The sequence below is a fragment of the Novosphingobium sp. Leaf2 genome (assembly GCF_001421325.1).
Taxonomy (GTDB): Bacteria; Pseudomonadota; Alphaproteobacteria; order Sphingomonadales; family Sphingomonadaceae; genus Novosphingobium.
In genome coordinates this window covers 30,841-50,458 of sequence record NZ_LMJY01000020.1, presented here as the reverse complement: position 1 = coordinate 50,458, position 19,618 = coordinate 30,841, and the positions used below count along the sequence as shown (strand labels likewise).

The following is a 19,618-nucleotide window of genomic DNA, read 5'->3' as shown; positions in this document are numbered from 1 at the left end:
GCTCAGCCTTCCAGAGTGTCGCGCACGAAGCGGTCGAGCAGGCGCACGCCGAAGCCCGATGCGCCCTTCTCCCAGGTCGCGCCCGGCTTGTCCGTCCACACCGTGCCGGCAATGTCCAAGTGCGCCCAGGGCGTGCCGTTCTCGATGAAGCGCAGCAGGAACTGCGCCGCCGTGATCGATCCGCCGGAGCGCGGCCCGACGTTGCGGATATCGGCGATCGGGCTGTCGATCATCTTGTCATATGCCGGGCCCATCGGCATGCGCCACAGCCGCTCGCCGGTGGCATCGCCAGCCGCGTTGAGATCCGCCACCAGCGCATCGTCGTTGGAGAACATTCCGGCATATTCATGCGCCAGACTGACGATGATCGCGCCGGTCAGCGTGGCAAGGTCGACGATCCGGGCAGGCGCATATTCGCGCTGCACGAACGTCAGCGCATCGCACAACACCAGCCGCCCTTCCGCATCGGTATTGATGACCTCGATCGTCTGGCCGGACATCGACGTCACCACGTCGCCGGGGCGCTGGGCATTGCCGTCCGGCATGTTCTCGACCAGCCCGCACACCCCGATCACGTTGGCTTTCGCCTTGCGCAGCGCGAGCGCGAGCATGGTCCCGGCCACCGCGCCGGCGCCGCCCATGTCCCACTTCATGTCTTCCATGCCGGCGGCCGGCTTGATCGAGATGCCGCCGGTATCGAACGTCACCCCCTTGCCGACGAAGGCGACAGGCTTTTCGCCGTTCGCGCCGCCCAGCCATTCCATGACCAGAATGCGGGCGGGCCGCACCGAGCCTTGCGCCACACCCAGCAGCGCACCCATGCCAAGGCCGCGCATCTCCGCCTCGTCCAGCACGCGCAGCTTGAGGCCCGCGCCTTCCATGCGCGCCTTGCAGCGTTCGACGAAGCTTTCGGGGTAGATGATGTTCGCCGGTTCGGTCACCAGTTCGCGGGTGAGTGACACGCCCTGCACGATCGCCTGCTCCACCTGCCAGAGCGCTTCGGTGCCTTCCGGCGCGCCGACGAAGGTGATGTCCTCCAGCGTCGGCCTGGCGTCGTCAGCCAGCTTGGTGCGGTAGGTGTCATAACGCCAGCCACGCAGCACTGCGCCCAGCAGCGCGCCGGCTGCCTCCTGCGCGGTTAGCGAAACGCCGCTGCCATCGATGGTCAGCGCGGTCTCGCCGCTGGTCAGGAACCGCGCGACGATGGCGCCGCCCGCCCGCTCGACATTGCTGCGGCGATCCTTGGCCGATGCCTCGCCCAGCCCCGCCAGCGCCACACGCACGACAGTGCCCGAACGCTCCACGAATCCGTCGAAAACCTGACCCGCCTTGCCGGTGAAACGCGCACGTTTTGCACCTTCGACCAGCGCGGTTTCCATGTCGGCGGGGATGGCGTCCTGATCGACGAGGTGGACGATCAGGGGGGCGCTGGGCAATTCGGCCGCGCCAAGGAACTGGATTTTCATGGATTCTCCTGGATTCTGGCCGCGAAACCGCGATCTTGTGCGCTTCGCCGCATCACTGGATTGCAGTTAGGCACAGGCGGTGCGATAGGCAAGCCATGCTCCCAGCCGCGCAGACAACCCTGCAAGCCCCGACCCGCCTTACGGACCGCCGCTTGCCAAACCTTTCGCTGTGCGCGCTTGCCGTCGCGATATCCTCATTTGCGCTCCCGCACACCGCGCTGGCGCAAGACCTGTCGCGTCCGGTGGATACCGGCCCGATCGCCGGTGCGCCGGCCACGCCGCCTGCCGCCACCGGCGACACCGAACCGGTCGCTTTCGAAGCGAACGACGTCCAGTACGACCAGAACGCCGAACTCGTCACCGCCACCGGCAACGTCGTGCTGCGCCGCCGCGACGAGTCCGGGCAGCCGCAGTCCGTGCGGGCAGACAAGGTCACCTGGAACCGCAAAACCGGCAAGATCCTGGCCGACGGCAACGTGCGCATGGTCGATCAGGACGGCAACCAGCTGTACACCGAGCAGGTCGAGCTGACCGACCAGCTCAAGACCGGGATGATGGAGAACCTGCTTCTCGTCATCCGCGAAGGCGGGCGGCTTGCAGCCCTGAAGGGCGAGCGGATCGCCAACGGTGACGTCATCCTCAACCAGGCCGCGTACACCGGCTGCGAGGTGACGGACGAGGACAACTGCCCCAAGAAGCCGACCTGGCGCATCATCGCCAAGCAGGTGATCTACTCCGACGAACAGAAGCGCGTGCGTTTCAAGGACGCGCGAATCGAACTGTTCGGCGTGGTGCAGATTCCGCTGCTGGGCCTGACGATCAGCACCGATGGCAAGTCGGTGTCCGGGTTCCTGGTGCCGGATATCAAGTCCAGCCCGTCCAACGGCATCGAGATCGCGCAGTCCTACTACTGGAAGATCGCCGAGAACCGCGACCTGACCGGGACCCTTTCGGCGTTTACGCGGGCCGCACCGATGGCCCAGATTCAGTACCGCGCGCTGACCGACAAGGGCGCGTACCAGATCACCGGCTACGCTACCTCCAGCAGCAAGATCCCGCTTACCGACGGGACGGACGTCGAACTTCCCAACGGCACGCGCGCGTTTCGCGGCTATATCTTCGCCAATGGCCGCTTCCAGCTGGACGACAACTGGAGCGTGACGGCCTCGATCCGGCGGGCCACCGACCGCACATTCCTGCGCCGGTACGACATCAGCCGCGACGACCGTCTGCGCTCCATGATCGACGTGGAGCGGATCGATCAGGACAGCTACTTCTCGCTGGCGGGCTACGCCACGCAAACGATGGTGGCGGACCGCACCCAGGGGCAGATACCCATCGCGCTGCCGGTGCTCGATTATCGCCGCCGGATCGATGATCCGCTGCTGGGCGGCAAGTTCGAAATCCAGGTCAACTCGCTGGGCATTACCCGCACCGATGGTCAGGATACCCAGCGCGCCTTCGCCTCCGGCCAATGGTCGCTGCGCCGCCTGACGCAATGGGGCCAGGAGATCACCTTCACCGGGCTGGTGCGCGGCGACGTCTATCACTCGGACGACAACGAGGCGACCTCCACGGTGTTGTACCAAGGTCTGCCCGGCTGGCAGACCCGGGCGGTGGCCACTGCGGCGGTTGACGTGAAGTGGGCGCTGGTGGGTCAGGCATTCGGCGGCACCCAGGTGCTCACCCCGCGCATCCAGCTGGTCGCCACGCCCCGGACCAACAACTTCGACATCCCGAACGAGGATTCGCGCGCGCTGGAGCTCGATACAGGCAACCTGTTCGCGCTCAACCGCTTCCCCGGCTACGACCGGATCGAGGACGGGGTGCGCGTGACGTACGGCTTCGACTGGCAGTTCGAAGCCGCCCGCTGGCGGGTGAAGACCACGGTCGGCCAGTCCGTCCGCCTGACCAAGGCCACGTCAGTGATCCCGGACGGCACCGGCATCGCGGGCAAGGCGTCCGACATCGTCGGGCGCACCGAAATCCGGTACCGCGATTTCATCAACTTTATTCACCGCTTCCGGGTGGACAAGGACACCCTCGCGGTCCGACGCAACGAATTCGACGCGGTGATCGGCAACACCCGCAGCTATCTGGAAGTCGGCTATACCAAGCTGAACCGCAACATCTCGCCGGACATCGAGGATCTGCAGGATCGCGAGGAATTGCGCGCTGCGGGGCGTCTGGCGTTCGCGAAATACTGGTCGATGTTCGGGTCTGCCGTGGTCAACATGACCAGCAAGCAGGAAGACCCGATCAACGGGTCCAACGGTTTCCAGCCGCTGCGCACCCGCGTGGGCTTCGGCTACGAGGACGACTGCCTGCAGATCTCGGTCACGTGGCGGCGCGACTATGTGGCTTTGGGCGATGTGCGGGCCGGCAACTCGTTCGCCCTCAATTTCAGCCTCAAGAACGTCGGCAACCATTGAGCCTTGGAGCTCGCGGCAAAAAGCGTGCGGCAGAGGATACGCGGCGGAAACATGGGCGGGGTTTTGCAAAGCCGCTATCGGCTGCGCTCATTTTCCGTTAAGCCGCCGCCGGGCAGGTGCGCAGGTACGATGCAGCAGGTGGTCTTGGCGGACCATATGCACAGGAATTTTCCGGCCTGCGGGCTGGTCGAAGACGGGATTGAGATCACGGTGCAAGCAGTCAATAACAGGTTCCGGCGCAGCAGCCTGCTAGCCCGCGCGGCCTTTTGCGTTAGCGGCCTGGCTACGTTCTCGGCGGCGATGTGCGGCTCTGTCGCCGGCGCCCAGTCCGAAGCGCCGGCGCCTCCGCCGGTCCAGGGCGACATCGTCATTCCTGACAACGTCAAGATTTTCGGCAATGACGATCCCAACATGCGCCGCGCCACGGCGGTGGTTAACGGCGATGTCATCACCGGCACCGATGTCGATCAGCGCCTCGCGCTTCTTGTCGCCGCCAACCAGGGCAAGATCGACGAGGAGGAGATGAAGCGCCTGCGCCTGCAGATCCTGCGCAATCTCATCGATGAAACCCTGCAGATCCAGGAAGCCAAGGCTGCCGACGTCGCCGTCAGCGATGCCGAGGTGGACCAGTCATACGCCCGGGTGGCGTCGCAGAACTTCGGCCAGAACACCAGCGCGATGGACGCCTATTTGCGCCGCGTGGGATCTTCGCCCGAATCGCTCAAGCGCCAAATCCGTGGCGAGTTGTCATGGCAGCGCCTGTTGCAGCGCAAGGTCCAACCGTTCATCAACGTTTCCGACGATGAAGTGAACGATGTGCTGGCGCGCCTCAAGGCAGCGAAGGGCACCGAGGAATATCGGCTGGGCGAAATCTACCTTTCGGCAGCGCCCGATGCCCGCCCGCAGGTGTTCCAGAACGCCACCAAGATCATGCAGCAGCTTCGCCAGGGCGGCAGCTTCGTGGCCTATGCCCGCCAATACTCCGAAGCGTCGACCGCGTCGGTTGGCGGCGACCTGGGTTGGGTGCGCCTGGCCCAGCTGCCGCCGGAACTACAAACTGCCGCGCGCGATCTGCAGACCGGTCAGCTCGTCGGCCCGATCGAAGTGCCCGGCGGGTTTGACATCCTGTACCTCATCGACAAGCGCCAAGTCCTCACCGCCGATCCGCGCGATGCGGTGCTGGCGCTCAAGCAGATCTCGTTGCCCTTCCCCAAGGGTCTGTCCGAAGCTGACGCGAGCAAGCGCGCCGAAGCGTTCTCCGCCGCCATCAAGAAAGCCAAGGGCTGCGGCGATGTAGACAAGGTCGCCCAAGGCATTGGGGCACAGGTGGTCACCAATGATCAGGTCAAGGCGCGCGATCTTCCCGCCCAGATCCAGCAATCCGTGCTCAAGCTGTCGCCCGGCGAAACGCTGCCTCCGTTCGGCTCGCTGGAGGATGGGTTGCGCATCCTGATGCTGTGCGGTCGCGACGATGCGCAAGCGTCCGATGGCCCCAGCTTCGAGCAGCTGCAGTCCCAGCTTGAAGACGATCGCGTCAACAAGCGCGCGCAAACCTATCTGCGCGATCTGCGCCGCGATGCCGTCATCGAATACAACTGAGCGGTGACATGACGGTGGCGGCTCCGCTGCCCGGCGCGCCGCTTGCGGTATCGCTCGGCGACCCGGCCGGCATCGCGCCGGAAGTGATTGCGCGGGCCTGGTTTGAGCGGGAAGGTCAGGCCCTCGCCCCGTTCTTCGTCGTCGGCGGTGCGGGCGTCTTGCAGGCGGCGGCCTCCACGCTCGGGATCGCGCTGCCCGTCACGGTGATTTCGGATCCGTCGCAAGCCGCCGCAGAGTTCGGAAAATCGCTTCCGGTTCTGGGCTCCGAGGATTGCGCGCCCTGCCCCGGATCACCGTCGCGAGACGGCGCGGCGCTGGCACTTCACTCGCTTCAACGCGCCGTGGAGTTGGCGCTGGGCGGCAGCGCCGGGGCGGTCGTCACCGGTCCGGTGGCCAAGTCCCGGCTCGCCCAGATCGGTTTTACCCAGCCCGGCCAGACCGAGTTCCTGGCCGATGCCTGCGGGGTTGCCCACGACGATGCGGTGATGATGCTGGCCGGCCCTTCCCTGCGCACGGTTCCGCTGACGGTCCATGCCGCGCTTGCGGCGGTTCCGGGCCTCATCAGTCATGACCTGATCGTGCGCAAGGCGCGGATCATAGCGCGCGCACTGGCACGCGATTTCGGCCTGCCGAACGCGCGCATCGCCGTGACAGGCCTCAACCCTCATGCCGGCGAGGACGGACGGATGGGCACCGAAGACCGCGACATCATTGCCCCGGCGATCGCGGCGCTCCGAGCGCAAGGACTATGCGTGACCGGCCCGCACCCTGCCGACGCGCTGTTCGCGGCGCATGAGCGCGCACGCTATGATGTGGCGCTGTGCATGTATCACGATCAGGCGCTGATCCCGATCAAGACGCTGGATTTCGACCAGGGCGTGAATGTCACGCTGGGGCTGCCCATCGTGCGCACCTCGCCCGATCATGGCACCGCGTTCGGCATCGCGGGCACTGGCACGGCAAGCGCCGGGGCGATGATCGCGGCGCTGCGCATGGCCGGTGAATGCGCGGCGCGCCGGGCCGCATGAGCGCGCTGCCGCCCCTTCGCGAAGTCATTGCGCGCCACGGGCTTTCCGCCTCGAAGGCGCTGGGCCAGAACTTCCTGCTAGACGAACACCTGCTGGATCGCATCGCCGCCATTCCCGGCTCGCTGGACGGCCACGACGTACTGGAGGTTGGCCCCGGCCCGGGCGGCCTGACCCGGGCGCTGCTGCGCGCCGGCGCTACCGTCACCGCGATCGAAATGGATCGCCGTTGCCTGCCTGCGCTAGCCGAACTGGAAGCGGCGTTCCCGGGCAAACTGACGGTGATCGAGGGTGACGCGATGAAGATCGATCCGGCCACCTTGTTCGCGGGCCCGTATCACATCGTCGCCAACCTGCCCTACAACGTGGGCACTGCCCTGTTCGTCGGCTGGCTATCTGGAGAGGCGTGGCCACCGCGCTGGTCTTCGCTTACGCTGATGTTCCAGGAGGAAGTCGCCCGCCGCATCGTGGCGGAGCCAGACACATCCGCTTTCGGCCGGCTTGCGGTGCTGGCGCAGTGGCGCGCTCACCCCCGCCTGGCGATGAAAGTGCACCGCAGCGCCTTTACCCCCCCACCCAAGGTCATGTCCGCGATCATCCACGTCGAGCCGGCGCAAGCGCCTGCGGGTGTCTCGATGCGGGTGCTGGAGCGAGTGAGCGAAGCGGCGTTCGGGCAGCGCCGGAAGATGCTGCGGCAAAGTCTGAAAGGCGTGGCCGGTGCGCTCGATGCGCTGACGAGCCTGGGCATTGATCCGCAGCGCCGGGCCGAAACCTTGTCGGTGGACGAATTCGTGGCCATCGCAAAGGTGCTTAGCGTGAAACCCTGACGCTGCGCTTCGTTAGCGCAAAAGGCTGCGCAGTATGTCCATGCCACTGCGCCGGACCAGACGCGCATCGACTTTTTGCACAGCCGGCCCTTCAACTTCGGCCAGTGCCTCGATATCCAGCACATCCTTGAACGCCAGACCACACCGGTCCGAACTGCGCCAGCGGACCTGACCGTGCAGGACGCGCCCGCCGATCTCCACCGCGACCGCCGTTCCACGCTGCGGCGGTGACGGGAACAGCGCCAGCACCCCGCGCGAGGATGCATTGGCAAGCGTCGCTTGTACCGCGTGTCCGTCGAAATGCACGGTGGACTGGATCGCCAGCACCGTGCGTGGTTCCATCCGCTGCCTGTGAATGAACATGCAATCGCCCCCGCCTGAACGGGCGAATTTTCACGTCAAATACCTAATATGCGGTTAAATTTGTGTCGCGTTGCGGGACAGCCCGGGTGTTATCCTGGATTTACAGCCTACGTCGGAAACCCTTACATTCAGGCATTCGTTAACCGCTACAGTTGGCTTCAACCGCCGCCTGCTATCGGCGCCGTTTTGGGCGATCGGCACAAAGGGATGGAAATGCTCGGCAAGATTGCGCGGCTGTTCGTCATCAAGACCAACTGGGAAGCGTACATGATCATCTACGCACTGGCTCTTGGCGCGGTGGAGCGCGGCAGCGTTTACCTGACCCGGTTCCCCGGCTTTGGCGGCAAGCTGCTGTTTCTGGCCTGCACCGGCGCGGTGTTCATGGCTGGCGCCAAGATCCTGGACTGCATCAAGTACGAAAAGGCTGCGTTGGCGCAAAAGTCGGATGCAGCAGACGCGCCACGCAAAGCCGCCGCCTGATATGGCCGACGAATGCGGAAAGGTGGGGCGATTCTGTTGACAGGCTCACCCCGGGCCCCTGGAATCCCTTCTGTTACCCGGTGGGCCCAACCGTGTTCTGACTTTGTAACTTCAGGCCGTTAGGCCCTAGAATTACGCCGCGAGAGCAAGTGCTTCGTTGTCGTTGGCACTTATGAGTTTTGAGCCTTGAACGGGTTACTCAGCCCGGATGAAAACACCGCTTTTCAACACACGTCGATCCTAGTTCGGCCCCGTCATCACCCCTGCGACAACAGGGTAGCCCCTTGCGAGAAGGGACGGGTGATGGTGGAGCCGCCGGGTACCGCCCCCGGGTCCGCTGCATCTATTGCACGGCGCAATTTATCATCATATCCGGCCAAAGCCGGCGAAACCTCATATAGAGGCTTCGCGCCGGATGTGAAGAGGCGATACCAAGCGGTTGTCCGCAAAGGTTTAGACGGCCTTGGTGCGGCGCATTTCCTCAAGGATTTCCTTGAGCGTGGCAAGCTGGGGATCGACCGGTGCGACGACGGCAGCGTCCGCTTCCTTCTGCTGGCGCTGTACCTTTTCGATCATCTTGTTGATCGAGCGCACCAGCAGGAACAGCACCAGCGCTACGATCAGGAAGTTCACCACCTGGGTGATGAATTCGCCGTAGCCGATCATCGCCACGCCCGCCGCCTTCAGCGAGGCATAGTCTGTCAGACTACCTTTATACGTCGCCGGAATGGCGCCAAGTCGCACGAAATACGTCGAAAAGTCGATGTCGCCGAAGAGCCAGCCGATCACCGGCATGATGACGTTTTCGGTCAGCGAAGTGACAATCTTGCCAAAGGCCGCACCGATCATCACACCGACCGCGAGGTCCAGCACGTTGCCGCGGGCGATAAACTTCTTGAACTCGTCGATCAGGGGCATCCGCTTGCTCTTTCCTGCCGTGGCTGTTGGGTGTTGTTTGCCATAGGAAATCTCTCCCCTCAAACATTTGTTGGCTTGCATTTCACGTGCTGTGTTGCAGGCACCGCTTGATCAAGGGCCGGGGTGCGCTATCTATCGACATGGATGATGCCGGCGCAGCCGGTGTGCACTGGAGGATCGAAGTCGATGACGCTGTTCAACGCCCGCCTTGGCCGCAATACGCTCGCCATGGGCATGGCCCTGTCGCTCGCCGCCTGCGGTTTCAACTCCGTGCCGACCAAGCAGGAAGCCGCCAAGGCCAAGTGGGCTGACGTGGAAGCCGCTTTCCAGGAACGCGCGAATCTCGTGCCCAATCTGGCGGCCGTGGCCAAAGGCGCGGCGGAGCAGGAAAAAGGCATTCTGGTCGGCGTCACCGAAGCGCGCGCCAAGGCTACCTCGGTGCAGGTCACTGCCAATGACCTTAACGATCCGCAGAAGATGGCGCAGTTCCAGCAAGCGCAGGCCAACTTGGGCGCCAACATCGGCCGCCTGCTCGCCAGCGTGGAAGCCTACCCGGAGGTCAAGTCGAACCAGAACTACCAGATGCTGCAAAGCCAGCTGGAGGGTCAGGAGAACCGTATCCGCGTGGCGATCCGCGATTACAACGGCGCGGTGCAGGATTATAACACGGACGTGCGCACCTTCCCCTCGATGATCGGCGCGCGGCTGCGCGGCGCCCAGCCGATGGTGCTGTACAAATCCGTCACGCCCGGCGCCGAAAAGGCCCCGGACCTCACGGGTAAGCTCTGATCCCGATGGCCCGCACCCGGGCCGTCGCCCTTGCCGCCCTATTGGCCCTGTGCGCGCTGTTCGCCGGGCCACAGGCGTGGGCGCAGACATTTCCGCAGCTGACCGGGCGGGTGGTGGATGCTGCCAACGTCATCCCCGACCCCGAAAAAGCGCAGCTTACCCAGAAGCTGGAAGCACTGGAAAAGCAGTCCCAGCGCCAACTGGTGGTGGTGACGGTCCCGGACCTGCAAGGCTACGAGATTTCCGATTATGGCTACAAGCTGGCCCGGGCCTGGGGCATCGGCGACAAGGGCCGCAACGACGGCGCGATCCTGCTGGTCGCACCCAAAGAGCGCAAGGTCCGCATAGAGGTTGGCTACGGCCTTGAAGGCACCATCACCGATGGCATGAGCTTCCTGATCATCAACGGGCAGATCCTGCCGCGGTTCAAGGCCGGCGACATTCCGGGCGGCATCGCTGCGGGCACTGACGCGCTGATCAAGCAGCTTACCCTGCCGCCGGACCAGGCGCAGAAGGTGGCGGCGCAGGCCGACGCGCAGATGCGCAAGGGCGACGGCGGCGACTTGTCGATCGGTACGGTCATCTTCATCCTGTTCATCATCTTCTTCGTTGTACTGCCGATCCTGCGCGCGGTGGGCGGACGTGGCGGCGGTTTCGGCCTGCCGTTCATCTGGATGCCCGGTTTCGGCGGCGGCGATGACGACGATGACCATGGCGGATGGGGCGGCGGTGGCGGCTGGGGCGGCGGCGGAGGCGGAGGCGGAGGCGGCTTCTCCGGTGGTGGCGGCAGCTTCGGCGGCGGCGGCGCAAGCGGGAGCTGGTAGCATGGCAGTAACGAAACGCCTTTCCACGCACGACCATGAACGCATCCGCGCAGCCGTGGCGGGGGCGGAAACGCTGAGCTCCGGCGAAATCGTGACGATCCTGGCCGAGCGTTCGGACGGATATACCGACGTGGCGCTCGCCTGGTCAGCGCTGGTCGCCTTCCTGGGCCTGGCGGCGCTGGCGCTGCTGCCCGATTTCTACATGGGCCTGTACGAACACCTGCTGGCGGACTGGGGGCACGAATGGACCCCGCGCCTGCTGTTCCTGCTGGCCCTGGGGGTGGCGGCGATCAAGTTTGGCGCGATGCTGCTGTTGCAGATGTGGGATCCGCTCAAGTTCTTCCTGATCCCCGGCCCCGTGCGGACAGCCCGCGTACGAGGCCGCGCCATGCAGGCGTTCCATATCGGCGCCGAGGCGCGCACTGCCGGGCGCACCGGCACGCTGATCTATATCTCGATCCGCGAGCGGCGGGTGGAGGTGATCGCTGACGACGCCATCGCCAGCAAGGTGGAACCCGGTGTCTGGCACGACACCGTGGCCGCGATGGTGGCCCACTTGGCCGATGACCGCATTGCCGACGCGATGGTCGCCGGCGTTGGCAAAGTCGGCGCGATTCTGGCGCTGCACGTTCCCCGGCATGAGGGCGATGTGAACGAACTGCCCGACAGGTTGATTGAACTGTGACCCTTCCCGATCATTACGATGCCGACAAGCCCGAAGAAGTGATGTGGCAGGGTCGCTTCATCACCGCCAAACGCCGGGGTCGATGGGAATATGTGGGCCGCGCGCGCGGCATCCAGGCGGCGGTAATCCTTGCGATCGACGACGAGGCTAACGTCATTCTCGTCGAACAGTTTCGCGTGCCGCTGGGTTGCCGCACCATCGAACTGCCCGCCGGGCTCGTCGGTGACGACGATGGCAAATCCGGCGAGGATGCCGCGATCGCCGCTGCGCGCGAACTGGAGGAGGAAACCGGCTACCGCGCCGGCAAGATCGAGCGGATCGGGGAATTCCACTCCTCCCCGGGCATGGTGAGCGAAAGCTTCAGCTTGTTTCGCGCCACCCAGCTTGAAAAAGTTAGCAAGGGCGGCGGCGTGGACGGTGAGGATATAATAGTCCACCGGGTCGCGTTGGCGGGATTAGTGGATTGCGTCGCCACGTGGCGCGAGCGGGGTTATGCGATGGACGTCAAGATGCTGGCGCTGCTCGGCCCTTCTCTGGTTGCTTAAGATGCGCACCAAGCCAGGTGTGTGCCGCCGCAAGGCGCGCTTTACCGACGAGGTGGACGCCCTGGCCGTTGCGGCCAAAGCGCCATTCCCATTACGCAGCTATCGCTGCGAACTGTGCCGGCACTTTCACCTCACCGGCCGAACCAAAGGCATGAAACTGCCCCGGTTCGAACAGGCCCGGCGCGCTGCGATCACAGCGTCGTAAAGATCGCCCCGAAGTCCTTGCCGCCGTTACCGGCCTCCACGAAAGTTTCGTAGATTTTGGTCGCGTGCTCGCCCAGTGGCACCGTGGCCCCTGCCCCGCTCGCGCCGGCCATCGCAAGGCGCAGATCCTTGAGCATCAGCGCAGACGCGAAGCCTCCCGCGTAGTCGTTGTCCGCCGGGCTTGCCGCGCCGATACCCGGTGCCGGAGTGTAGTCATTCAGCGACCAGCAATAGCCGGTAGATTTCGAGCTGATTTCATAGAACTTCTGCGGATCCAGCCCGGCTTTCTGCGCCATCGCCAGTGCTTCGCACGTGCCGATCATGTGGATCGCCAGCAGCATGTTGTTGCACATCTTGGCCACCTGCCCCGCGCCGCTTTCGCCGGCGTGGATGACCGCCTTGGCCATCGGATCGAGTACCGCGCGCGCCTTGTCGAACACGGCCTGCGGACCACCGACCATGAACGTGAGCGTACCGCCATTGGCCGCCGCGATGCCGCCGGAAACGGGCGCATCGACCATCTCGTAGCCGCCCTGGCGCGCAAGATCGGCCACTTCGCGCGCGGTTTCAACGTCGATCGTAGAGCAATCGAGGAACAGCGCGCCTGCTGGCGCCTTGCCGATCACGTCTGACGTGTACACCGCCTTCACGATCCCGCCGTTGGGCAGCATCGTAACGACGGCATCAACGCCGGCCACCGCATCGGGAACGGCGGTGTGCGTCTGGCAGCCGTGTTCCGTAGCCTTGGCCAGCGCATCGGCGGACAAATCGAACGCGTGGACTTCGTGCCCGGCTTTGACCAGGTTCGCGGCCATGCCGCCGCCCATGTTGCCAAGCCCGATGAATGCGATCTTCATGGTGTTACTTGCCTTTCCACACGCCCGGGCGCTTTTCTACGAATGCAGCCATGCCTTCCGCCCGGTCTTCGGTGCCGGTCAGCACTTGGAACATGCGACGTTCGACGATCAGGCCGGTATCCAGCGTCGTCTCGAACGCCAGGTTGACCATTTCCTTGTTCATCATCGCCGCCAGCGGGGGCATGCCGGCAATCGTGGCAGCAGACTTGAGCGCGGTGTCCAGCAACGCATCGAGCGGGACGACCTGGCTGACGAGGCCCGCTCGCTCGGCCTCCGCCGCGTCCATCATGCGCCCGGTCAGACACATGTCCATCGCCTTGGACTTGCCCACCGCGCGGGCCAGCCGCTGCGATCCGCCCATGCCGGGCGCTACGCCCAGCTTGATTTCAGGCTGCCCGAATTTGGCGTTTTCAGACGCGATAATGAAGTCCGCCATCATCGCCAGCTCGCACCCGCCGCCCAGCGCAAACCCGTTGACTGCGGCAATCCAGGGCTTGCGCGTGGTCTTGACGATGCGGCTCGTCCAGCCAACGAAAAAATCTTCCGCATAGAAGGCAGCGCCCGGCTTGTCGGACATTTCCTTGATGTCTGCTCCGGCAGCGAACGCCTTTTCGCCCGAACCGGTGATCACCGCGCAGCGCTGCTCCGGATCGGCCTCGAACGCGGCGAATGCCTCGATCAGTTCGGCGAGCACGGTGCTGTTGAGGGCGTTGAGCGCTTGCGGCCGGTTAAGCGTAAAGAGGGTTACCGGCCCTTTTCGGTCAACAAGGATCGTCTCGTAGCTCATAGCGGTTTCCATTCCTCTGCAGGGGCAAGCGGCGCGAAGATCGCGTCCACCATCTCGTCAGTCACGCCATCGGGGGTGGCAGGGTTCCAGCGCGGCGCGTTGTCTTTGTCCACGATCACCGCACGCACGCCTTCGGCGAAATCGGGAAGGACCAGCACCCGGCTGCCGATGCGATATTCCATCGCCATGTTCTGCGTGAAGGTGTCCAGCTTTTGCGATTGCGCGAGCTGGCGTAAGGCGACTTTGCAGGCCTGCGGGCTTTTAGAACGCAGCGTCGCAAGCTGGCTGGCCGCCCACTGCGAACTGTCAGCTTCCAGCGACGCCAGAACCTGCTCAAGGGTATCGAAGCTGAAATGGCGGCGGATATCTGCTGCATGGGCTGCAATCTTCGGATCTGGGGGAACCACCGACAGGTCCGGCAGCACAGTGTCCGCACTCTCGCCCTTGGCGATCCGCGCTTTCGCCTCCGCCAGCGCCTCGGCCGGCAGATAGTGCGTGGCCAGGCCCGCCCAAAGGCATTCGGCACCATCGAGGCGCGCTCCGGTCAGCGCCAGATATTGCCCCACGTGGCCTTCAAGCCGCGACAGATACCAGCCGCCGCCGACGTCGGGGAACAGGCCAATGCCGGTTTCCGGCATGGCGAAGCGGGTGGCCGGCGTTGCGACGCGGTATTTCGCCGGCTGCGAAATGCCCACGCCGCCGCCCATGGTGATCCCGTCCATGAAAGCGACCACGGGCTTGGTGTAGTTGAACAGCAGGTCGTTGAGGCGGTACTCCTCAAAGAAGAACCGCTTCCCCGCTGCGCCACCATCCGTCAAAGCCGAATGGCGCAGCAGATTGATGTCGCCGCCCGAGCAGAACCCCCGGCCTTCGGCATGGCCGATCAGGACAACCTTGATCGCCGCGTCGTCAGCCCAGGCAGCCAGTTGCGCTGTCATCGCCTCGCACATCGCCAGCGTCAGGGCGTGGATGGCCTTGGGACGGTTGAGCGAGGTGACGCCCGCCACACCCTCGCGCCGGAACAGCACTTCGTCAGTCATGATGGCCCCTTACTTCACCAGCTCGCGGCCAACGATCATGCGCATGACCTCGTTGGTGCCTTCCAGGATGCGATGCACGCGCAAGTCGCGCCAGAAGCGCTCGATCGGGTAGTCCTTGAGGTAGCCGTAGCCGCCGAATATCTGCAACGCCCGGTCCACCACCGATGAACCGGTGTCGGTGGCGAGCAGCTTGGCCATCGCCGAGAACCGCGTCTTGTCCGGTGCACCTTCGGAAACCTTGGCGGCGGCAAGATACAGCAGCGCACGCGCCGCTTCCAGTTCGGTGGCCATGTCGGCAAGCTGGAATTGCGTGCTCTGAAACTCGGCGATCGCCTGGCCGAACTGCTTGCGGTCCTTGGCATACTGCACCGCTTCATCAAGGCACCGCTGCGCCCCGCCCAGCGAGCAGGCACCGATGTTCAAGCGCCCGCCATCGAGCCCCGCCATCGCGAACTTGAAGCCATCACCCTCGGCGCCGACCCGGTTTTCCACCGGAATGCGCGCATCTTCGAAGATCACTTGCGCGGTGGGCGAGGCGTTCCAGCCCAGCTTGCGTTCGGGCGCTCCGAAGTGGACCCCCGGCGTGTCCTTGTCGACGACGAAGCAGGATATCCCGCGCGACTTGTGCTCGCCGGTTCGCGCCATCACCACGTAAACGTCGTTGACCCCGCCGCCCGAGATGAACTGCTTGGTGCCGTTGATCACATAGTGGTCGCCGTCCAGCCGTGCAGACGTCTTGAGCGCCGCCGCGTCCGACCCCGATCCGGGTTCGGTCAAGCAGTAGGATACCAACTTTTCCATCGACACCAGATCGGGGAGATAGCGATCCTTGAGCTGCTGATCGCCAAACGCGTCGATCATCCAGGCGCCCATGTTATGGATTGAGATGTAGGCGCTGGTGGCGGGGCAGCCGTAGGACATCGCTTCCATGATGAGCGCCGCATCGAGGCGTGACAGCCCTATGCCGCCACTCTCCTCCGACACGTAGATCGCACCGAAGCCTAGTTCGCCCGCGGCCTTCCACACGTCTACCGGGTAATGATGCTTCTCGTCCCACTCCGCCGCGAAAGGCGTGATGCGGTCAGCGGTGAACTTGCGGGCCATGTCCTGGATCGCAAGCTGGTCATCAGTCAGTCCGAACTGCTGCGTCATTGGTTACCCCGTTTGCTCATGCGTTTGGCTGTCACCCTCAGATGCAGCGCGTGTATTTCTGCGGCCCCGGCATGGCGTCCTTGCCATATTCGCGGCGGGTCAGCGTTTTCCCGTTCAGGGCGACATCCAGCACAACGTCCTGCGTCCAGCTTTGGCCCTCGCCGGTGTAGGAGAACGTTGCGCGTACGCGGCTTTCCCCAGCTTCCTTGATTTCGCCCAGTTTCGCCACCGACTCGTAGAACTTGAGCGTGTCTGCAGACACCACCATCAGGCCCTTGGCATCGCCCCTAGTGCTGGTGCAGTCGGCCGGAACCATGCCCCAACGCCCGCGTACAGCCTCGGGAATTTCGTTCGTAGAAACCGCCGCTTCATTAGCCTCCGTAGCCGTAGCGGAAGGTTCCGTTGTCTCATCAAAAACCGCCTGGGTGGCAGCGTCAGATGGTGACTGGCTCGCGGGCGCGTCGGGCTGCTTCGAACACGCCCCAAGCGCAAGCACAGCAGCCAAGGCAACGGCAGGAAGCGTGCGGTTCATCATCGGTCTCCATTCACGGCATCGGAAAAGGTGGAGGCAACGCCTATCCCCCTCTTCCGGTTGCCGCAATGGGATCAGCCGACCAGTTCGATTACATCCTTGCCGAACAGTGCCTCATCCGACGGGATGACCTTGTGCTTCGCCAGCGGCTTGGACACCCAGGTCTCGTTGATGAGATCGCGCCAGGTCACGTTGTTGTTCGTGCCATTGCCGCCCCACGAGCCGCAGCCCAGGGAGAAAGTCTGGCGCATGCCGTTCCATACGTTGCCGGAGTTGGATGCGGACTGCGGCTGGTTGACCATTACGCGGCTGGTTTTGGTGCCCTCAGCCAGCTTCATGATGTTGGCATCGCTGGTCGAGTAGATTCCACAGGAGTGGCCCTGGCCCTGATATCCTTGGATCGCGTTCGTAAGGCGGATCGCATCGTCGATGTCCTTGGCGCGGTACAGCGCCATGGTAACGGTCATCTTCTCGCCCGAGAATTTGTAATCCGGGCCGTAGCCGGTTTCCGGCACGATGAAGAAGGCGGTGTTCTCCGGGATTTCGAAGCCGGCATAGTCGGCAATGAACTGCGCCGATTGGGCAACGACCTTGGCGTTGATGTGCTCACCGTCTTCCCAGATGGCGTTCTGCAGCTTCGTCTTGTTCTCGCCCTCGATGACGAAGCCGCCCTTAGCCTTCAGCTTTTCCAGCATCGTGTCGTAGATGGCATCGAGCAGGATAACGGCGTTGTCCGACGAACACGATGCGGCATAGTCCAGCGTCTTGGACAGCAGGATCTTGGCCGCTGCATCGTCCAGATCGGCGGTATCGTCCACGGTGATCACCGCGTTGCCCACGCCCACACCCAGCGCCGGTGTGCCTGACGAATAGGCCGCCTTTACCATCGGCGTGCCGCCGGTCGCAAGGATGCGGTCGCACTGCTTCATCACTTCGTTAGTCTTTTCTACCGAGGGGCTCTCGATCGGGATCACCAGATCGGCGGGCGCGCCCATCTTCACCAGCGCGTCGCGCATCAGGTTGCAGATCTTGGCGTTGATGAATTTGGCGCGCGGGTGCGGGCAGATGATGATCGAATTGCGGCCCTTGACCGCACTGATCGCCTTGATCACCGGCGTCGCTTCGGGGTTGGTGGAGGGGCTGAGCGCGCCGATCACGCCAACCGGCTTTGCGATCTTCACGATGTTGCGAACCGGGTCTTCCTCTATCACGCCGACAGACTTGTCATCGATGATGTCATACAAGGTGGCGCGGGTCTTCACCGAGATCTTCTTGAACTTGCCCTCGTAATTGCCGAGCTGCGTTTCCTCGACCGTCTCGCGCGCGATTTCTTCGTCCATGCCCGGCTTGCACACCGCATAGACCATGCCGCGGATCCAGCGATCTACCTGCTCCTGCGTTGCGTGCTCTATCTGCGCCTGCGCCTTGCGCGAGCGCGCGACAATGTCCGCAACTTCCTGCGATACGGTCTTTTCGGCGACGAGTTCGGCAGTGGCCATGTAAAGTTCCTTCATCCCAGCAGGCGATCGGACGGCATGATAGCGTCCATGACCGTTTCGGTTCTCCGATTAGGTCATTTCCTGTCTTCTTGTCCCCTGCACCTTTGGGCAGGAGAATGCTTATTTAATTAACCGCTCAATTAAGTTTTGCAACCGCAAATCCCTGGCATCGCCCCCGTTTACGCGCTTGCCTGCGGAACGGAGGGCAGGCACTAGGGCCAATGCAAAGGGGCAGCCCCAGTACCTGCCCCGGAACGGACACAGGGAACGTGCAAGTGAGCGAGACGACTATCGATCCGGCCGAATTTCGCAGGGTGCTGGGCAGTTACCCCACCGGGGTCTGCGTGATAACCGCCATGGCCGACGGGCTGCCGGCAGGGATGGTCGTGGGCAGTTTCACCTCGGTATCGCTCAATCCGCCATTGGTCGGCTTCTTCCCGGACAAGTCCTCCACGTCCTGGCCACTCATCGAAAGCGCGGGTCATTTCTGTGTCAATGTCATGGCCAGCGACCAAGCAGCGGTATGCCGCGCCGTCACCGCCAAGGGCGACGCGAAATTCTTAGGGGTGGACTATCACGTGTCCGACCACGGTCTGCCGGTAATTGCCGACTCGATCGCGGCGATCGAATGCAAGCTGTATTCGGTAACGGAAGCGGGGGATCACTGGTTCGTACTCGGCCAGGTCCTGCGGATGGAAACGGTGCGCGACGATGGCCCGATGCTGTTCCATCGCGGTCGCTACGGCAGCTTTGCCGAAACCATCTGACCGCGCCGTTCACAAAGGCGGCCGGAAAACAATGCCAGTCCCGTTCCGCATTCCGGTAGACGGTGCCGCAATCGAAGGCGAGTTACATGCGCGCGACGGTGTTCCCCTCGTGCTCGTCCACGGATTTGGTGGCACGCGCAGGGACTGGGATGCGCTGATCCCCGATCTTGCAGGAGACCGTCCCCTGCTGACCTACGATCAGCGCGGCTTCGGGCAATCGACCACGGCATCGGGTCAGGCATTTTCCCACGCGGACGATCTTCTGGCGGTTCTCGATGGCCTGGAGATCGAGCGCGCGGACCTGTGCGGCATGTCGCTGGGCGGGGCCACGGTGACCGGCTTTGCGCTCGACCATCCTGAACGCGTGCGCCGCCTTGTGCTGGCAAGTCCGTTGCTGGCCGGGTGGAGATGGTCAGCCGATTGGATCGAGCGGTGGAAGGCGATCGGGCGCGCAGCGCGCGCTGGCGATTTAGCTCTGGCCCGCGCACTCTGGTGGCACCATCCGCTGTTCGACAGCGTGCGCGAAACACCCGGCGGCGCAGTTCAGCATAGCGCGATCGCGCAATACCACGGCGACCAGTGGATCCGCGACGATCAGCGGGCCAGCGGACCTGATGCGGACCGGCTTGCCGGCCTGCGCATGCCTATGCTGTTGCTGGTCGGGGAGCGGGACCTGCCCGATTTCCGTGGCATTGCCTATACCATCACCACGCGCGCCCCCGATGTCACGCGGATCGACTATGCCGGCATCGGCCACATGCTCAATCTGGAGGCGCCGCATGCGATTGCGCGCGACATCTTGCGGTTTCTGGCGAGGTAGTGCCCTA

At 64.0% G+C, this 19,618-nt stretch carries 21 protein-coding genes and 1 other RNA gene; 12 read left to right on the top strand and 10 right to left on the bottom strand.

What is annotated here, in order from left to right; translation table 11 throughout:
• Positions 1 to 2: 2 nt before the first annotated feature.
• Positions 3 to 1,466: a leucyl aminopeptidase gene (locus tag ASE49_RS15650; protein ID WP_056774637.1), complete on the bottom strand. Its 1,464-nt coding sequence runs from the start codon at positions 1,464 to 1,466 to the stop codon at positions 3 to 5.
• A gap of 95 nt (positions 1,467 to 1,561) precedes the next feature.
• On the opposite strand from ASE49_RS15650, the gene ASE49_RS15645 reads away from it, so the two are divergent.
• From ASE49_RS15645 to rsmA, 4 genes are all read left to right on the top strand, one after another.
• On the top strand, positions 1,562 to 3,898 hold the full coding sequence (locus ASE49_RS15645; protein WP_056774635.1) for an LPS-assembly protein LptD: 2,337 nt from the start codon (positions 1,562 to 1,564) through the stop codon (positions 3,896 to 3,898).
• Positions 3,899 to 4,198: 300 nt separating this feature from the next.
• Entirely contained in the window at positions 4,199 to 5,497 is a 1,299-nt protein-coding gene (locus ASE49_RS15640; protein WP_156370353.1) for a peptidylprolyl isomerase, read from the top strand.
• An 8-nt stretch (positions 5,498 to 5,505) separates the two neighbouring features.
• Positions 5,506 to 6,525, top strand: a complete 1,020-nt coding sequence (pdxA, locus tag ASE49_RS15635; RefSeq protein WP_056774631.1) for a 4-hydroxythreonine-4-phosphate dehydrogenase PdxA — start codon at positions 5,506 to 5,508, stop codon at positions 6,523 to 6,525.
• The gene (rsmA, locus tag ASE49_RS15630) at positions 6,522 to 7,349 is read left to right on the top strand and encodes a 16S rRNA (adenine(1518)-N(6)/adenine(1519)-N(6))-dimethyltransferase RsmA (protein ID WP_056774930.1); all 828 of its coding nucleotides are present in this window, start codon (positions 6,522 to 6,524) and stop codon (positions 7,347 to 7,349) included. The genes pdxA and rsmA overlap by 4 nt, the downstream gene beginning before the upstream one ends.
• A 12-nt stretch (positions 7,350 to 7,361) precedes the next feature.
• Here rsmA and ASE49_RS15625 read toward each other — a convergent pair whose 3' ends face one another.
• Positions 7,362 to 7,691: a PilZ domain-containing protein gene (locus ASE49_RS15625; protein ID WP_235523015.1), complete on the bottom strand. Its 330-nt coding sequence runs from the start codon at positions 7,689 to 7,691 to the stop codon at positions 7,362 to 7,364.
• Between the two features lie 234 nt (positions 7,692 to 7,925).
• Between ASE49_RS15625 and ASE49_RS15620 the strand changes: the two genes are divergently transcribed.
• Positions 7,926 to 8,192, top strand: coding sequence for a hypothetical protein (locus ASE49_RS15620; RefSeq protein WP_056774929.1), 267 nt, complete (start codon positions 7,926 to 7,928; stop codon positions 8,190 to 8,192).
• 59 nt (positions 8,193 to 8,251) lie between these two features.
• On the opposite strand, the gene ssrA is transcribed toward ASE49_RS15620, so the two are convergent.
• Positions 8,252 to 8,618, bottom strand: a transfer-messenger RNA (tmRNA) gene (ssrA, locus tag ASE49_RS17920).
• 27 nt (positions 8,619 to 8,645) lie between these two features.
• Entirely contained in the window at positions 8,646 to 9,110 is a 465-nt protein-coding gene (mscL, locus tag ASE49_RS15615; RefSeq protein ID WP_056774626.1) for a large conductance mechanosensitive channel protein MscL, read from the bottom strand.
• A 186-nt stretch (positions 9,111 to 9,296) separates the two neighbouring features.
• Between mscL and ASE49_RS15610 the strand changes: the two genes are divergently transcribed.
• The 5 genes from ASE49_RS15610 to ASE49_RS15590 are packed head-to-tail and all read left to right on the top strand — an operon-like array spanning position 9,297 to position 12,158.
• A complete protein-coding gene (locus ASE49_RS15610) occupies positions 9,297 to 9,899 on the top strand; it encodes a LemA family protein (protein WP_056774623.1) in 603 nt (200 codons plus the stop codon).
• 5 nt (positions 9,900 to 9,904) lie between these two features.
• Positions 9,905 to 10,723 (top strand): TPM domain-containing protein, encoded by an 819-nt coding sequence (locus ASE49_RS15605; RefSeq protein WP_056774620.1) that lies wholly within the window; start codon positions 9,905 to 9,907, stop codon positions 10,721 to 10,723.
• Between the two features lies 1 nt (position 10,724).
• A complete protein-coding gene (locus ASE49_RS15600) occupies positions 10,725 to 11,408 on the top strand; it encodes a TPM domain-containing protein (protein ID WP_056774617.1) in 684 nt (227 codons plus the stop codon).
• Between the two features lie 41 nt (positions 11,409 to 11,449).
• On the top strand, positions 11,450 to 11,953 hold the full coding sequence (locus ASE49_RS15595) for an NUDIX hydrolase (protein WP_056774927.1): 504 nt from the start codon (positions 11,450 to 11,452) through the stop codon (positions 11,951 to 11,953).
• 1 nt (position 11,954) lies between these two features.
• Entirely contained in the window at positions 11,955 to 12,158 is a 204-nt protein-coding gene (locus ASE49_RS15590; RefSeq protein ID WP_056774614.1) for a hypothetical protein, read from the top strand.
• Here the strand turns inward: ASE49_RS15590 and mmsB are convergent.
• The 6 genes from mmsB to ASE49_RS15560 all read right to left on the bottom strand — a co-directional run bounded on the left by mmsB (position 12,145) and on the right by ASE49_RS15560 (position 18,024).
• Positions 12,145 to 13,014 (bottom strand): 3-hydroxyisobutyrate dehydrogenase, encoded by an 870-nt coding sequence (gene mmsB / locus ASE49_RS15585; protein WP_056774612.1) that lies wholly within the window; start codon positions 13,012 to 13,014, stop codon positions 12,145 to 12,147. The two genes, ASE49_RS15590 and mmsB, sit on opposite strands and share 14 nt — an antisense overlap.
• 4 nt (positions 13,015 to 13,018) lie before the next feature.
• A complete protein-coding gene (locus ASE49_RS15580) occupies positions 13,019 to 13,801 on the bottom strand; it encodes an enoyl-CoA hydratase-related protein (protein WP_056774609.1) in 783 nt (260 codons plus the stop codon).
• Positions 13,798 to 14,841, bottom strand: coding sequence for an enoyl-CoA hydratase/isomerase family protein (locus ASE49_RS15575; RefSeq protein ID WP_056774606.1), 1,044 nt, complete (start codon positions 14,839 to 14,841; stop codon positions 13,798 to 13,800). The genes ASE49_RS15580 and ASE49_RS15575 overlap by 4 nt, the downstream gene beginning before the upstream one ends.
• 9 nt (positions 14,842 to 14,850) lie before the next feature.
• Complete coding sequence (locus tag ASE49_RS15570; RefSeq protein WP_056774603.1) at positions 14,851 to 15,993, bottom strand: acyl-CoA dehydrogenase family protein; 1,143 nt, start codon at positions 15,991 to 15,993, stop codon at positions 14,851 to 14,853.
• 37 nt (positions 15,994 to 16,030) lie between these two features.
• Positions 16,031 to 16,309, bottom strand: a complete 279-nt coding sequence (locus ASE49_RS18800) for a hypothetical protein (protein WP_235523014.1) — start codon at positions 16,307 to 16,309, stop codon at positions 16,031 to 16,033.
• 290 nt (positions 16,310 to 16,599) lie between these two features.
• Positions 16,600 to 18,024, bottom strand: coding sequence for an aldehyde dehydrogenase family protein (locus tag ASE49_RS15560; RefSeq protein WP_056774922.1), 1,425 nt, complete (start codon positions 18,022 to 18,024; stop codon positions 16,600 to 16,602).
• 275 nt (positions 18,025 to 18,299) lie between these two features.
• Between ASE49_RS15560 and ASE49_RS15555 the strand changes: the two genes are divergently transcribed.
• Both ASE49_RS15555 and ASE49_RS15550 read left to right on the top strand, forming a co-directional pair.
• On the top strand, positions 18,300 to 18,791 hold the full coding sequence (locus ASE49_RS15555) for a flavin reductase family protein (protein WP_056774600.1): 492 nt from the start codon (positions 18,300 to 18,302) through the stop codon (positions 18,789 to 18,791).
• 31 nt (positions 18,792 to 18,822) lie between these two features.
• On the top strand, positions 18,823 to 19,611 hold the full coding sequence (locus ASE49_RS15550; RefSeq protein ID WP_056774597.1) for an alpha/beta fold hydrolase: 789 nt from the start codon (positions 18,823 to 18,825) through the stop codon (positions 19,609 to 19,611).
• Positions 19,612 to 19,618 lie beyond the last annotated feature (7 nt).